The organism is Gluconacetobacter diazotrophicus PA1 5, from assembly GCF_000021325.1.
In the GTDB taxonomy this organism is placed as follows: Bacteria; Pseudomonadota; Alphaproteobacteria; order Acetobacterales; family Acetobacteraceae; genus Gluconacetobacter; species Gluconacetobacter diazotrophicus.
In genome coordinates this window covers 3,374,182-3,388,587 of the sequence record NC_011365.1, presented here as the reverse complement: position 1 = coordinate 3,388,587, position 14,406 = coordinate 3,374,182, and the positions used below count along the sequence as shown (strand labels likewise).

Here is a 14,406-nt window from a genome sequence, read left to right as displayed (position 1 = left end):
GATCACAGACCTTCATGCAGCAGGGCCGGCGACAGCGGGCTGGCGCCGTAATGGCGCAGCCAGCGCACATCGCTTTCGTAGAACGAACGCAGGTCGGGTATCCCGTGGCGCAGCATCGTCAGGCGCTCGATCCCCATCCCGAAGGCGAAGCCCTGCCATTCGCGCGGGTCCAGGCCGCAATTGGCCAGCACGCGCGGATGCACCATGCCCGAGCCCAGGACCTCCAGCCAGTCGCCGCCGCCGCCGATCTCGCCGCTCTTGCGCGACCAGCCGATATCGACCTCCATCGACGGCTCGGTGAAGGGGAAATACGACGCCCGGAAGCGCACCAGCAGGTCGGGATTGCCGAAATAGGCGCGCAGGAAGTCGGTCAGGCACCCTTTCAGGTGCGCCAGCGTGATGCCCCGGTCGATGACCAGCCCCTCGCACTGGTGGAACATCGGCGAATGGGTGGCGTCATGGTCGGCGCGATAGGTCCGGCCGGGCGCGATGATGCGGATCGGCGGCTCCTCGCCCAGCATGGTGCGGATCTGCACGCCCGAGGTCTGGGTACGCAGCACGCGCTCCTGCGACGTCCCTTCCCGGGCGGGCAGGTAGAACGTGTCCTGGTCGGTGCGGGCCGGATGGTGGTCGGGCGTATTCAGGGCCGAGAAATTGTGCCAGTCGGTCTCGATATCCGGCCCTTCGGCCACCTTGAAGCCCATGGCGCCGAAAATGGCGGCCATTTCCTCCATCGTCCGGCTGATCGGATGGATCGCGCCCGAAGATTCGGGGCGGACCGGCAGGGTGACGTCCACCCGTTCGGCCGCCAGGCGCGCATTCAGGATCGCGCTTTCGATCTCCGCCCCGCGGGCCTCGATCTCGCGCGTCAGGTCGTCGCGCAGCCGGTTGACCGCGGCGCCGCGCAGCTTGCGCGCCTCGGGCGTCATCCGGCCCAGTTCCTTCAGCAGCGCGGTCAGCCGCCCGGACTTGCCCAGCGTGCCGACACGCACCGCGTCCCATTCCCGCCGGTCGGTGGCGGCGGCCAGCGCGGCCAGCGTCTCCTGCCGCAGGGTTTCGAGATCGTCGCTCATGGCACCTCGCTGGGAACGGACATTATGGACTTGGCGGATACAGGCTCCGCCTTTCGGAATAAACCCCAGAAATGCAAAACGGGCCGCCCCTGGGGGCGGCCCGTTCCGGCATGCGATCGAAGGAAAGGATCAGGCGGCCAGGGCGGCCTGGGCCTTCTTCACGATCTCGGCGAAGGTCGCGGCATCGTCGAACGCGATGGCGGCCAGCACCTTGCGGTCGATTTCGATCCCGGCCTTGTCCAGGCCGAAGATGAACTTGCTGTAGGTCAGCCCGTGCTCGCGGACCGCGGCGTTGATACGCTGGATCCACAGCGCGCGGAAATCGCGCTTCTTGTTGCGACGGTCGCGATAGGCATAGCGCAGGGCCTTTTCCAGGCGCTCCAGCGCAATGCGATAATTGGTCGAGGAGCGGCCGCGGAAGCCCTTGGACTGCTCGAGAACCTTCTTGTGACGGGCGTGGGTGGTCACACCCCGCTTAACACGTGCCATGTCTCAGGTGCTCCTTATGCCAGCCCGTAGGGGGCCCACTGCTTCACAGTCCGACCGTCCATTTCGGTCAGGGTCTGCGAACCGCGGTTCGTGCGCTTCATCTTCTGCGAGCGGTTGATCAGGCCGTGGCGCTTGTTGCCCGGCCCGGCCAGCACCTTGCCGGTCGCGGTGATCTTGAACCGCTTCTTGACCGACGACTTGGTCTTCATCTTGGGCATTTTCATCTCCTTCGTTGTCAGGCTGCGGCCGCGAACGGCACTCAGACAGCAGTCACGGCCGGGCATGCCCATTCCAGGCCCGGACGCGCGAACAGGGGGCTGCCTATAAACAAGCCGCGCGCGCCAATCAAGCCCCACCGGCCCGATGCGCGATTTCCCCGCCTCGCCCGGGCCGTACGACGCATATGTGACGAAAAGACCCCTGAACCCCCGGCCCGGAACGCGATAGAGGAATCATATTCCCCCCATCCAGGATCACGCCCATGCCGGCCCCCGACACCATGGCCCCCGATACCAAACCCCTCGACTCTTCCACCCTCGGCCACCTGCCGCCCGCCATCATCGTCCCGTCCTACGACCGGGGCGCGGTGCGCCCGGGTATCGCCCATCTCAGCGTCGGCAATTTCCACCGCGCGCACCAGGCCGTCTATATCGACCGCGTCCTGGGGCAGCAGGACAATGCGGGATGGGGCATCCTGGGCGTCGGCGTGATGGACGACGCGCGCGAACGCGCCAAGGCCGAGTCCCTGCGGGCGCAGGACGGCCTTTACACCCTGACCGAATGCCCGGCGGACGCGCCGGACACCGTCCGCGTCATCGGCTCGATCGTCGAATACCTGCACGCCCCAGACGACCGGGCGGCCGCCATCCGCCGCCTGGCCGACCCGGCCATCCGCATCGTCAGCCTGACCGTGACCGAAGGCGGGTATTACGTGGACGAATCCGGGCAGTTCCAGATCGACCACCCCACGATCGCCGAGGACCTGGCCCGCGACGTGCCGCACACCGTCTTCGGCCTGGCGACCGAGGCGCTGCGCCTGCGCCGCGATTCCGGTGCCGGCCCGTTCACCATCCTGTCCTGCGACAACCTGCCGCATAACGGCCATGTGGCGCGCACCGCCTTCCTGTCCTGGGCCCGCGCCCGCGACGCGGACCTGGCCGCCTGGGTCGAGGCCCACGTCACCTTTCCCTGCACGATGGTGGACCGTATCACCCCCGCGGTGCGCGACCCCGACATCGCGCGCCTGGACGCCGCCAGCGGCATCGCGGACCGCGCCCCGGTCTTCTGCGAGGATTTCATCCAGTGGGTGGTCGAGGACACGTTCTGCGCCGGCCGCCCGCCGCTGGAACAGGTGGGCGTGCTGTTCACCGGCGACGTCGCCCCCTACGAGCGGGTCAAGCTGCGCATGCTCAATGCCTCGCATTCCATGCTGGGGCTGCCGGGCGTGCTGATGGGATACCGCATCGTCAGCGACATCATGCACAACCCCGATGTCATCGAACTGCTGGAACGCTATCTGGGCCTCGACGCCGAACCGCTGCTGCAGGCCCCGCCGGGGATGGAACTGCACGAGTACGGCGCGCTGCTGCTGCGCCGGTTCCGCAACCAGGCGATCAGCGACCAGTTGCTGCGCATCGCGTCGGACAGTGCGTCGAAACTGCCGGTCTTCGTCCGCGACACCGCCGAGGGCACGCTGGCCCGGGGCGGTGACGCCGCGCGCATCGCCTTCCTGCTGGCCTGCTTTGCCGAATACCTGCGCGGCCGCGACGACAACGGCGCCGCCTATTCCGTCACCGAACCGCATCTGGGCCCCGACGACCTGACCCTGGCCGGCGACGCCGATTCGGCACGGGCGCTGGACATGTCGGTCTTTGCCGGATGGGGGTTGCGCGACCACCCCGATTTCGTCGCCCTGTTCGTCCGCACGCGCGCCGCGATCCGCGCCGGGGGCACCCGCGCGACCCTACACACACTTGTGACGGAGGCGGACAAGGCCGCCTGACCGGGGATCGAGCGGGGGCCGATCCCAATATCACCAAAATGTGAATACGAGTTCAGGTCGAGAAAATCGTTCTGCCCGCCAAAGGGTCCGTTCCGCGTTCCGGCAGCCATGACCGGCAAGGATGCAAAACGCGTCCTTGCCGGCCGCCGGTCCGGCCGGCGGGCCGGGTGCGTCGCCGCCTTGGCTCATCAGCTTGACCCGCCAAGGCGGAATGGTCTTGTCAACGAGTTTGCATTTGCCCCCAACATTTATTCAGGACATCTATGAATATTAAACAAGGGTTGCGGCCCGTGCTCGCGATCACCGCTGTAGTCTATGCCTTGGTCGGGCTGTATCTGCTGGCGGGGGGCATCTGGCTGACCGCTCTGGGCGGATCGCTCTACTACCTCATTGCCGGCGCTCTACTGCTGGTGACGGCAGTACTGCTGCTGCGCCGCCGGCAGGAGGCCCTATGGGTCTACGCGGCCCTGCTGATCGGCACCATGGTCTGGGCCGTGGGTGAGGTCGGGCTCGATTTCTGGGCGCTGGCACCGCGCGGCGACATCCTGGTTCCGCTGGGCATCTGGCTGATGCTGCCGCCCATCACCCGCAACCTGGGCACGCGCGACCTGGCGCCGCCCAGCCGGGCCGCCCAGGTGCCGCTAGGCCTGGCCGTGGGCGCGGCCGTGGTCGTGGTCGTCGCCGCCCTGACGCAGGACCCGCAGGATATCGCGGGCAGCCTGCCCCAGGTCGCGCAGAACGCCCCCACCCCGGGCGATGCCGGCGAAATCCCGGACGAGGACTGGCAGGCCTACGGCCGCACCGGCTTCGGCGACCGGTTCAGCCCGCTGAAGCAGATCACGCCGGACAACGTGCATAACCTGAAGGTGGCCTGGACCTTCCGCACCGGCGATGTGAAGGGCCCGCACGATCCGGGCGAGTTCACGGACGAAACGACGCCGATCAAGATCCGCGACACAGTGTACCTGTGCTCGCCGCACCAGATCCTGTTCGCGCTGGACGCCGCGACGGGCAAGCTGAAGTGGAAGTTCGACCCCAAGCTGACCTATAACTCCACCTTCCAGCACATGACCTGCCGCGGCGTATCGTACCACGAGACCGCGCAGGGGGCCGAGACGATCGACGGGGCGCAGGCGCCGGTCGATTGCGGGCACCGCATCTTCCTGCCCACCAATGACGGGCGCCTGTTCGCCCTGGACGCCGAAACCGGCGAACGCTGCCACAATTTCGGCGATGACGGCATGGTGGACCTGAAGGCCGGCGAAGTCGTCAAGACGGCCGGCTTCTTCGAAGCGACCTCGCCGCCGGTCGTCACCGACAAGATGGTGATCGTCTCCGGCGCGGTGATGGACAATTACTCGACGCACGAACCCTCGGGCGTCACGCGCGGCTTCGACGTCTATACCGGCCGGCTGGTCTGGGTGTTCGACGCGGGCAATCCGGACCCGAACGAAATGCCGTCCGACACCCACCATTTCGTCGGCAATTCGCCCAATTCGTGGATCGTGTCGTCCTACGACCCCAAGCTGAACCTGATCTTCATCCCGATGGGCGTGCAGACGCCGGACATCTGGGGCGGCAATCGCGGGGCGGACGCCGAACGCTATGCCAGCTCGATCCTGGCGCTGAACGCCGATACCGGCAAGCTGGCCTGGTCGTACCAGACCGTGCACCATGACCTTTGGGACATGGACATCCCGGCCCAGCCCAGCCTGGTGGACGTCCGCACCGCCGGCGGCGACATCGTCCCCGCGCTGTACGCCCCGGCCAAGACCGGCAACATCTTCGTCCTGGACCGCCGCACCGGCACCCCGATCGTGCCGGCGCCCGAAACGCGGGTGCCCCAGGGCCCGGCCCCGGGCGACCACCTTTCGCCCACGCAGCCCTTCTCGGAGCTGACCTTCCGCCCCAAGAACAACCTGACGGGCGCGGACATGTGGGGCGGCACCATGTTCGACCAGCTGATGTGCCGGATCATGTTCCACCAGCTTCGCTATGACGGGCCGTTCACCCCGCCGTCGCTGCAGGGCACGCTGGTGTTCCCGGGCAACCTGGGCATGTTCGAATGGGGCGGGCTGGCCGTCGATCCGGTGCGCCAGATCGCCATCGCCAACCCGATCGCGATCCCGTTCGTCTCGCGCCTGATCCCGCGCGGCCCGAACAACCCGGCGTCGCCCGACGCCTCGCAGCCCTCGGGCTCGGAAACGGGGGTGCAGCCGATGTTCGGCGTGCCGTACGGCGTGACGCTCAGCCCGTTCCTGTCGCCGCTGGGCCTGCCGTGCAAGAAGCCGGCCTGGGGCTTCATGGCCGGGATCGACCTGAAGACCAACACCATCGTGTGGATGCACCGCAACGGCACGATCCGCGACAGCGCGCCGCTGCCGATCCCCTTCAAGCTGGGCGTGCCCAGCCTGGGCGGACCGCTGACGACGGCGGGTGGCGTGGCCTTCCTGACCTCGACGGCGGATTTCTATATCCGCGCGTATGACGTCACCACGGGCCGCCAGCTCTGGCAGGACCGCCTGCCGGCGGGTGGCCAGTCCACGCCGATGACCTACGCCGTGGGTGGCCGCCAGTTCATCGTGACGGCCGATGGCGGTCACGGGTCGTTCGGCACCAAGCTGGGCGATTACGTGGTGGCCTACGCCCTGCCCGAAGCCCACTGACGCATACCCCGCCCGCGATCCCCCGGATTGCGGGCGGGCCTATCTATCGGATATGTGAAGACATTCATCCCGGACGGGTGATGCTTTCCCCCCTTCGGTCCGGTACATGAAACAGGGCGGACCTGCCTGACAGCACAACGACAGAAGGGTGACGGCATGCTTTTCCCGTCCGCAGGACAATCGTGATCGGACGCATCGTCGCGGCACTTACCGGTATCGGGGTCGTCGCGGGCGCGGGTTTCCTGGCCATTGCCTGGCATCCCGCCATCGCCCCGGTCGCTCCCCCCACGGCCGGCAGTTTCGACACCGCCAGCATCGAACGGGGCCGCGTGCTGGCGGCCGGGGGTTACTGCGCGGAATGCCATACCCGCCGCGACGGCCAGCAGGGCGCGCCCCTGGCCGGCGACTACGCCATGGCCACGCCGTTCGGCACCATCCATTCCAGCAACATCACCCCCGACCCCGAAACCGGTATCGGACGCTGGTCGCTGGCGGCCTTCACCCGCGCCATGCGCCACGGCGTATCGCGCGACGGCGCGAACCTGTTCCCCGCCTTCCCGTTCGACCATTTCACGCACATGACCGACGGCGACATCGCCGACGTGTACGCGTTCCTGATGACGCGGCCGCCGGTCCATGCGCAAAAGCGCGAGAACACGGTTCCCTTCCCCGCCAACATCCGCCTGTTCCAGGGCGGGTGGAAACTGCTGTTCCTGCATCCGGGCGTCTACCGGCCTGATCCGGCACATGACGCGCAATGGAATCGCGGCGCCTACCTGGCCGAGGGGCTGAGCCACTGCGGCGCGTGCCACACGCCGCGCAACATGCTGGGGGCCGAGAAGTCGGACGCCGCCTATGACGGCGCGCCGGTCGATAACTGGATCGCCCCGCCGCTGAACGCGACCAACCCCACCCCGGTCACGTGGACCGAGAACGAGTTCTTCAGCTACCTGCGCTACGGCGTCGCCCCGCTGCACGGCAGCGCGGCCGGACCGATGTCCCCCGTCGTGCATGGCGGGCTGAGCGAGATGCCGGAATCCGACGTGCGGGCCATCGCGGTCTATCTGGCCGACCTGGACCACGCTGCCAGCCGGCAGGGCGGCGATAGCGCGCGCCTGACCGCCGCGATGGCCAGTTCGACCCGCGACCTGACCGGGCCGCAGACCGATCCGGACGCCAGGCTGTATGCCGGCGCCTGCGCCGCCTGCCATGCCAATACCGGCGCACAGCCGGTGCCGGGACGCCCGGACCTGGCGCTGAACAACGCGCTGTGGCTGTCGGAACCGACCAACCTGTACCAGGTCGTCCTGCGCGGCATCGGCACCGCGGAAGGACAGGCCGGGATCACCATGCCCAGCTTCTACCATTCCCTGACCGACGCCGACCTGGCGCGGCTGGCCGCCTATCTGCGGCGCACGCGCACCACGCTGCCCCCCTGGACCGACCTGGAGAAGAAGGCTGCCGCCGTACGCTCGACATTGCCCGCGCCACCGGTCGCGGCCTCTCATTGAGATGACAGACGGAGCCCCGACATGACGACTTTTCGCCTCAACGGCCATGACGTGTCCGTCGACGTGCCGGATGACACCCCGCTGCTGTGGGTCATCCGCGATGAAATCGGACTGACCGGCACCAAGTTCGGCTGCGGCATCGGCATGTGCGGTGCCTGCACCGTCCATGTCGGCGGCCGCGCCACCCGGTCCTGCATCACGCCGGTCGTCGCCGTGCAGGGGGCGGACATCACGACCATCGAAGGGCTGGACCCGGCGGGCGCCCATCCGCTGCAGGAGGCATGGAAGGACCTGCAGGTCCCGCAATGCGGCTACTGCCAGTCGGGACAGATCATGCAGGCCGCGAGCCTGCTGCGCGACTACCCGAACCCGACGGACGAGGACATCGACGCGGTCATGGGCGGCTCGCTCTGCCGCTGCATGACCTATATCCGCATTCGCGACGCCATCAAGAAGGCCGCCCTGGCCATGCGGGAGGAACCGTCCAATGGGTAGGCTGAGCCAGATGGACAAGCGCGGCGGCGCGACGGGGCAGATGTCGCGCCGGGGCTTCCTGATGATCGCGGCGGGCGGCGCGGGCGCCCTGTTCGGCTTCCCGGCGGCGCGCGCGGCGGAACAGTTCCCCGCTGCCGGCCTTCCCGGCAACGGCGCGTTCGAACCCACGATCTGGTGCGCCATCGCCCCGGACGGCACCGTGACCGTCAACATCATCCGGGCCGAGATGGGCCAGCATATCGGTTCCGCCCTGGCGCGGATCATCGCGGACGAGATGGACGCGGACTGGAACCGCGTGCGCATCAACTATGTCGACAGCGACCCGAAATGGGGCCTGATGGTCACGGGCGGAAGCTGGTCGGTCTGGATGACATGGGACGTCTTCCGCCAGGCGGGCGCCGCGGCCCGCATCGCGCTGACCGAGGCCGGGGCCGGCCTGCTGGGCGTGGCGCCCGGCCAGTGCATCACCCGCGACGGCATGGTCGTGGCCGGCAGCCGCAGCATCAGCTACGGCGACATCGTGGCGCGCGCCCATCCGTCGCACAGCTTCACGCCCGACGAAATGGCCAAGCTGCCGCTGAAGCCGGCGTCCGAACGGCGCCTGGTCGGCAACGACACGCTGAAGGCGCTGGACATTCCGCCCAAGACCAACGGCACGGCGATCTACGGCATCGACGCGCGGGTCGAGGGGATGGTCTATGCCCGGCCGAAAATGCCGCCCACCCGTTACGGTTCCCGCGTCCGTTCGGTCGATGACAGCGCCGCGCGGACGGTCAAGGGCTATCAGCGCTACATCGAACTCGATGACCCGTCCGGCGTCGTGCAGGGCTGGGTCGTCGCCGTCGCCAGCACCTATACCGCCGCGATCCGTGCCGCCGACCTGCTGAAGGTCGACTGGGCACCGGGCGATGCCGTCCATGTCTCGGAACAGGACGTCATCGATCACGGGCGCGCGCAGATCGACCGCAAGGATGGCGGCGTGATGGTGTTCGACGATCCCGGCGTCGATGCCGCCTTCGCCGCCGCCGCCACGACCTTCGCGCAGGACTACACCTGCGCCTCGGTGCTGCATTACCAGCTGGAACCCACCAACGCCCTGGCGTTCGAGAAGGACGGCATCTTCGAGATCCATGCCGGCAACCAGTGGCAGTCGCTGATCCTGCCGACCCTGGCCAAGGCCCTGGAGCGACCGGAGGACAAGATCGTCCTGCGCAGCTACCTGCTGGGCGGCGGGTTCGGCCGCCGCCTGAACGGCGACTACATGATCCCCGCCGCCCTGGCGTCGAAGGCGCTGGGCGGCAAGCCGGTCAAGCTGATCCTGACCCGGTCGGACGACATGCAGTTCGATTCCTTCCGCTCGCCCTCCATCCAGCGCGTGCGGGTGGCCTTCAACGGCAAGCACGCCATCACGGCGATGGAGTACCACGCCTCGGCCGGCTGGCCGACGCAGGTCATGGCCGCCGCCTTCATGTCCAAGGGCGTGGACGGCAAGAAGTACGACCCGTTCGCCATCGCCGGCGGCGACCATTGGTACGAGGTCGGCGCCTTCCGCGTCCGCGCCCTGTCCAACGACCTGGCCAACCGGACCTTCCGCCCCGGCTGGCTGCGATCGGTCAGCCCGGGCTGGACCAGTTGGGGACTGGAATCCAGCTGGGACGAAATCGCGCACGCCCAGGGCCGTGACGCCGTCCAGTTCCGGCTGGACCATCTGACGGGCGCCGGCCGCAACAAGGGCCAGGCGCCGGATTCCACCGGCGGCGCGCTGCGCCAGGCCGCCGTGGTCCGCCGCGTGGCCGAAAAGGCCGGCTGGGGGCGTGCCCTGCCCGCCGATACCGGCCTGGGCATCGCCACGACATTCGGCCAGGAACGCGGCATGCCGACCTGGATCGCCTGCTGCGCGCAGGTCCATGTGGACCGCGCGACGGGGATCGTACGCTGCCAGAAGCTGACCATCGTCGTCGATGCCGGCACCATCGTCGATCCCGACGGCGCGCGGGCACAGACCGAGGGCGCGGCCCTGTGGGGGCTGAGCATGGCGCTGTTCGAGGGATCGGAAATCGTCAACGGCCTGCCCCGCGACCGCAACCTGGACACCTATACCCCCCTGCGCATCGCCGACGTGCCGGAGATGGATATCGAATTCCTGCCCAGCACCGAAAAGCCGACGGGCCTGGGCGAGCCCGGCACCACGGTCGTGGCCCCGGCCATCGGGAACGCTATCTTCAACGCCGTCGGGGTGCGGATGCGCCACCTGCCCATCCGTCCGGCGGATGTGCTGCATGCCCTGCGGAGCAGGAACGGCACCGCATCAACCTGAAACCGGCCGCGCCATGACCCTGCTGCCCTATATCGTCGCCGCCACGTTCTTCATGGAGTATCTGGACTCCACGATCATCGCGACGGCGCTACCGTCCATGGCGCGGTCCTTCCATGTGGGGCCGAACGAAATCAGCCTGGGCATGACCGCCTATATGCTGACGCTGGCGGTCTTCATCCCGATCAGCGGCTGGGCGGCCGACCGGTTCGGGTCGCGCACGGTCTTCGCCAGCGCGGTCGTGGTCTTCACCGCGGCCTCGGTCCTGTGCGGGTTCGCGGGCAGCGTGGACCAGTTCGTCGCCGCCCGCGTGCTGCAGGGCCTGGGCGGGGCGATGATGGTGCCGGTCGGCCGGTTCATCGTGGTGCGCAACACCGAAACCAGCCGGATGATCCAGGCGATTTCCACCATCACCTGGCCGGCGGTGGTGGCCCCGGTGGTGGGGCCGACGGTCGGCGGCATGATCGTGACGTTCGCCACCTGGCACTGGATCTTCTTCATCAACGTGCCGCTGGGGCTGGTGGTGCTGGGCGTCATCTTCGCCGTGGTGCCCCAGCAGTTCGGCGAGCGCCGGCCGATGGACTGGGGCGGCTTCGTGCTGGGCGGCCTGTCGCTGACCGCGATCCTGCTGGGCACGGAACTGGCCAGCAACACCCAGGCCAGCCTGGTCCTGGCGGGGGCGCTGTTCGTGGCCGGCCTGCTGCTGGGCGCGGCCACGCTGCGCCACGCGGCGGGGCAGGACCATCCGCTGCTGGATTTCCGGCTGATGCGGCATCCGACCTTCGCCGTCACCGTGCTGGCCGGCACGCTCAGCCGCTTCACCATCGACGCCATCCCCTATCTGGTGCCGCTGCTGTTGCAGGTAGGGTTCGGGCTGACGGCCTTTCACGCCGGGTCGCTGATGCTGGCCTTCGCCTTCGGCAACCTGGGCATGAAGATGTTCACGACGCGCATCCTGGACCGCTTCGGCTTCCGCACCACGGCGGCGGTGAACGCGGGGCTGAGTGTGCTGTTCGTCCTGCTGGCGGGGGCGATGGTCCCGGCGACGCCGGTCGCGATCCTGCTGCTGGTGCTGCTGGGCTGCGGGGTCACACGGTCCATGCAGTACACGCTGCTGGCCACGCTGGGCTACGCCGATATCGGCAATCGTGAAAAAGGCGCGGCCAGCACGCTGCTCAGCGTCACCCGGCAGATCTGCATCGGGCTGGGCGTGGCCTTCGCGGCGCTGACGCTGCGCGCCGTCGCCACCCTGCGGGGCGAACACCCGGCCACCGACGCCTTCGTCCCAGCCGATTTCCACTGGGCGTTCCTGATCGTCGCCATCCCGCTGGCCCTGTCGATCCCGCGCTACCTGCGCATGGACCGCACGGCCGGTGCGGCGCTACGCACCGCTTCCTGATATCTGGGACGCCGCGTGCCGGATGGCGCGCGCCATCGCCTCCACCCCGTTTCCCCGGTTGGTGGACAGCGCCTGCACCAGTCCGAGATCGCGCAGGAAGCCCGGCTCGGTCGACAGGATCTCCTCCGCCGACCGGCCCGAATAGACCCGCAGCAGCAGCGCCACCAGGCCGGAGACGATGGCAGCATCCGACGCGCCGGCGAAGAACAGCTTCCCGTCGCGGCTGCTGGCCTCCAGCCACACCTGGCTCTGGCAGCCGGGTACGCGATGGGCGTCATCCATCCATTCGGGGGGGAAAGGCGGCAGCTTGCGGCCCAGTTCGATGATGTACTGGTAGCGCTGCATCCAGTCATCGAACAGGTCGAGTTCCTCGCCGATGACGGCAACCGCCTCGGCGGCGGTGTCGTCCTCGGGCCTGACGAACGGCTCGGTCATAAGGCTATCTGATCCACGTAATTTAAAGAATAAAGCGGCTGAGGTCGCCCTTGCGCGCCAGCGGCGCCACCTTGTCCTGCACGTCGGCGGCGGTGATGCGCACCGCCTGGCCCGAACGGTCGGACGCCGTGAACGAGACCTCTTCCAGCAGCCGCTCCAGCACCGTCGCCAGGCGCCGCGCGCCGATATTCTCGATCCGCTCGTTGATGTCGGCGGCCAGTTCCGCCAGCGCGTCCACCGCGTCGTCCGAGAACTCCAGGGTCACGCCCTCGGTCCCCAGCAGCGCGGTATATTGCTTCAGCAGCGAATGTTCCGGCTCGGTCAGGATGCGCCGCAGGTCCTCGCGCGTCAGCGGCGCCAGCTCGACACGGATCGGCAGGCGCCCCTGCAATTCCGGCAGCAGGTCCGACGGCTTGGCGATGTGGAACGCGCCCGAGGCGATGAACAGGATATGGTCCGTCTTCACCGGCCCGTATTTGGTGGATACCGTCGTGCCCTCGATCAGCGGCAGCAGGTCGCGCTGCACGCCCTCGCGCGAGACGTCGCCGCCCCGGAACCCGCTTTCCGACGACCGGGCGCAGACCTTGTCGATCTCGTCCAGGAAGACGATGCCGTGATCCTGGGCATGGGCCACCGCCTCGCCGGTCAGGGCGTCGTTGTCCAGCATCTTGTCCGCTTCCTCGCGCGTCAGGGCCTCGCGCGCGGCGGCGACGGTCATGCGGCGGCGCTGCGGCACGCGGTTCATCAATCCCTTCATCATGTCGGAGAAATTGATGACCGTACCGGACGTCATGTTCCCCATGTCGCCCATGCCGCCCGGTGCCTGGGTGTCGGCGATCGAGATTTCGACCTCCTTCTCCTCCAGCTCGCCATTGCGCAGCATGCGGCGGAACTTGCCCTTGGTGTCGGCCGAGGCACCCTCGCCCACCAGCGCGTCCACCAGCCGGTTTTCGGCGGCCAGTTCGGCGCGCGCCTGCACGTCGCGGCGGCGCAGGTCGCGCAGCATGTTCAGCGACACCTCGACCAGGTCGCGCACGATGCTTTCGACATCGCGGCCGACATAGCCGACCTCGGTGAACTTGGTGGCCTCGACCTTCAAGAACGGCGCCTGCGCCAGACGGGCCAGGCGGCGGGCGATCTCGGTCTTGCCGCAGCCGGTCGGGCCGATCATCAGGATGTTCTTCGGCACCACCTCGTCGCGCAGCCCGTCGGCCAGTTGCGCCCGGCGCCAGCGGTTGCGCAGCGCGATGGCCACCGCGCGCTTGGCATCGGTCTGGCCGATGATGAAGCGATCGAGTTCCGAGACGATCTCACGGGGGGAATGGTTGGGAATATCCATTACGCGGCAGCCTCTCCCGGAGCCTCATCCGGGCCCAGGGTCTCCAGAATCACGGAATGATTGGTATAGACGCAGATCTCGCCGGCGATGCGCATCGCCCGGCGCGCGATCTCGGCCGCCGACAGGCCGTCGATATCGGCCAGCGCCCGCGCGGCGGACAGCGCGTAGTTGCCGCCCGAGCCGATGGCGATGATCCCGTCCTCGGGTTCCAGCACGTCGCCGTTGCCGGTCAGGGTGAACGAGCGTTCCTGGTCGGCCACGGCCATCATCGCCTCCAGCCGGCGCAGGTAGCGGTCGGTCCGCCAGTCCTTGGCCAGTTCGACGCAGGCGCGTTCCAACTGGTTCGGGTAGCGTTCCAGCTTGGCTTCCAGCCGTTCCAGCAGGGTGAAGGCATCGGCCGTCGCCCCGGCGAAGCCCGCCAGGATGGAATTGGACGGGCCGATGCGCCGGACCTTGCGGGCATTGCCCTTGATGACTGTGGCGCCCAGCGTGACCTGGCCGTCGCCGGCCATCGCCACCTGCGCGCCCCGGCGCACGCACAGGATCGTCGTCCCGTGCCAGCCGATGGGATCATGTTGGCTCGCGTGTATGTTCTGCATGACTGACAGAGATAGGCCGTTCCCGCCGCAGGACAAGAGCCAAAGACGGAAGGCCGCCCCCCGCCGGTTCGCCCCCTCGATTCG

12 protein-coding genes are annotated in these 14,406 nt (G+C 68.3%); 6 read left to right on the top strand and 6 right to left on the bottom strand.

What is annotated here, in order from left to right:
• Nucleotides 1-2: 2 nt before the first annotated feature.
• The 3 genes from pheS to rpmI all read right to left on the bottom strand — a co-directional run bounded on the left by pheS (nucleotide 3) and on the right by rpmI (nucleotide 1,780).
• Nucleotides 3-1,073: a phenylalanine--tRNA ligase subunit alpha gene (gene pheS / locus GDIA_RS15505; protein ID WP_012554750.1), complete on the bottom strand. Its 1,071-nt coding sequence runs from the start codon at nucleotides 1,071-1,073 to the stop codon at nucleotides 3-5.
• 129 nt (nucleotides 1,074-1,202) lie between these two features.
• Nucleotides 1,203-1,562, bottom strand: a complete 360-nt coding sequence (rplT, locus tag GDIA_RS15500; protein ID WP_012227752.1) for a 50S ribosomal protein L20 — start codon at nucleotides 1,560-1,562, stop codon at nucleotides 1,203-1,205.
• Between the two features lie 14 nt (nucleotides 1,563-1,576).
• Nucleotides 1,577-1,780, bottom strand: a complete 204-nt coding sequence (gene rpmI / locus GDIA_RS15495; protein WP_012554749.1) for a 50S ribosomal protein L35 — start codon at nucleotides 1,778-1,780, stop codon at nucleotides 1,577-1,579.
• 263 nt (nucleotides 1,781-2,043) lie between these two features.
• Here rpmI and GDIA_RS15490 point away from each other — a divergent pair, with 263 nt between their 5' ends.
• The 6 genes from GDIA_RS15490 (at nucleotide 2,044) to GDIA_RS15465 (ending at nucleotide 11,949) form a co-directional block, all read left to right on the top strand.
• The gene (locus tag GDIA_RS15490; protein ID WP_012554748.1) at nucleotides 2,044-3,564 is read left to right on the top strand and encodes a mannitol dehydrogenase family protein; all 1,521 of its coding nucleotides are present in this window, start codon (nucleotides 2,044-2,046) and stop codon (nucleotides 3,562-3,564) included.
• A 263-nt stretch (nucleotides 3,565-3,827) separates the two neighbouring features.
• A complete protein-coding gene (locus tag GDIA_RS15485; RefSeq protein WP_012554747.1) occupies nucleotides 3,828-6,230 on the top strand; it encodes a glucose/quinate/shikimate family membrane-bound PQQ-dependent dehydrogenase in 2,403 nt (800 codons plus the stop codon).
• Nucleotides 6,231-6,412: 182 nt separating this feature from the next.
• Complete coding sequence (locus GDIA_RS15480; RefSeq protein ID WP_012227761.1) at nucleotides 6,413-7,741, top strand: cytochrome c; 1,329 nt, start codon at nucleotides 6,413-6,415, stop codon at nucleotides 7,739-7,741.
• Between the two features lie 21 nt (nucleotides 7,742-7,762).
• A complete protein-coding gene (locus GDIA_RS15475) occupies nucleotides 7,763-8,236 on the top strand; it encodes a (2Fe-2S)-binding protein (RefSeq protein ID WP_012554746.1) in 474 nt (157 codons plus the stop codon).
• Nucleotides 8,229-10,553, top strand: coding sequence for a xanthine dehydrogenase family protein molybdopterin-binding subunit (locus GDIA_RS15470; RefSeq protein ID WP_012554745.1), 2,325 nt, complete (start codon nucleotides 8,229-8,231; stop codon nucleotides 10,551-10,553). The genes GDIA_RS15475 and GDIA_RS15470 overlap by 8 nt, the downstream gene beginning before the upstream one ends.
• Nucleotides 10,516-11,949, top strand: a complete 1,434-nt coding sequence (locus tag GDIA_RS15465) for an MFS transporter (RefSeq protein WP_012554744.1) — start codon at nucleotides 10,516-10,518, stop codon at nucleotides 11,947-11,949. The genes GDIA_RS15470 and GDIA_RS15465 overlap by 38 nt, the downstream gene beginning before the upstream one ends.
• On the opposite strand, the gene GDIA_RS15460 is transcribed toward GDIA_RS15465, so the two are convergent.
• From GDIA_RS15460 to hslV, 3 genes are read right to left on the bottom strand one after another with little or no spacing between them, the layout of a single operon-like run.
• Nucleotides 11,932-12,384 (bottom strand): SufE family protein, encoded by a 453-nt coding sequence (locus tag GDIA_RS15460; protein WP_012554743.1) that lies wholly within the window; start codon nucleotides 12,382-12,384, stop codon nucleotides 11,932-11,934. The genes GDIA_RS15465 and GDIA_RS15460 overlap by 18 nt on opposite strands.
• A 22-nt stretch (nucleotides 12,385-12,406) precedes the next feature.
• Nucleotides 12,407-13,723: an ATP-dependent protease ATPase subunit HslU gene (gene hslU / locus GDIA_RS15455; RefSeq protein WP_012554742.1), complete on the bottom strand. Its 1,317-nt coding sequence runs from the start codon at nucleotides 13,721-13,723 to the stop codon at nucleotides 12,407-12,409.
• Complete coding sequence (hslV, locus tag GDIA_RS15450) at nucleotides 13,723-14,322, bottom strand: ATP-dependent protease subunit HslV (RefSeq protein WP_012554741.1); 600 nt, start codon at nucleotides 14,320-14,322, stop codon at nucleotides 13,723-13,725. The genes hslU and hslV overlap by 1 nt, the downstream gene beginning before the upstream one ends.
• Nucleotides 14,323-14,406 lie beyond the last annotated feature (84 nt).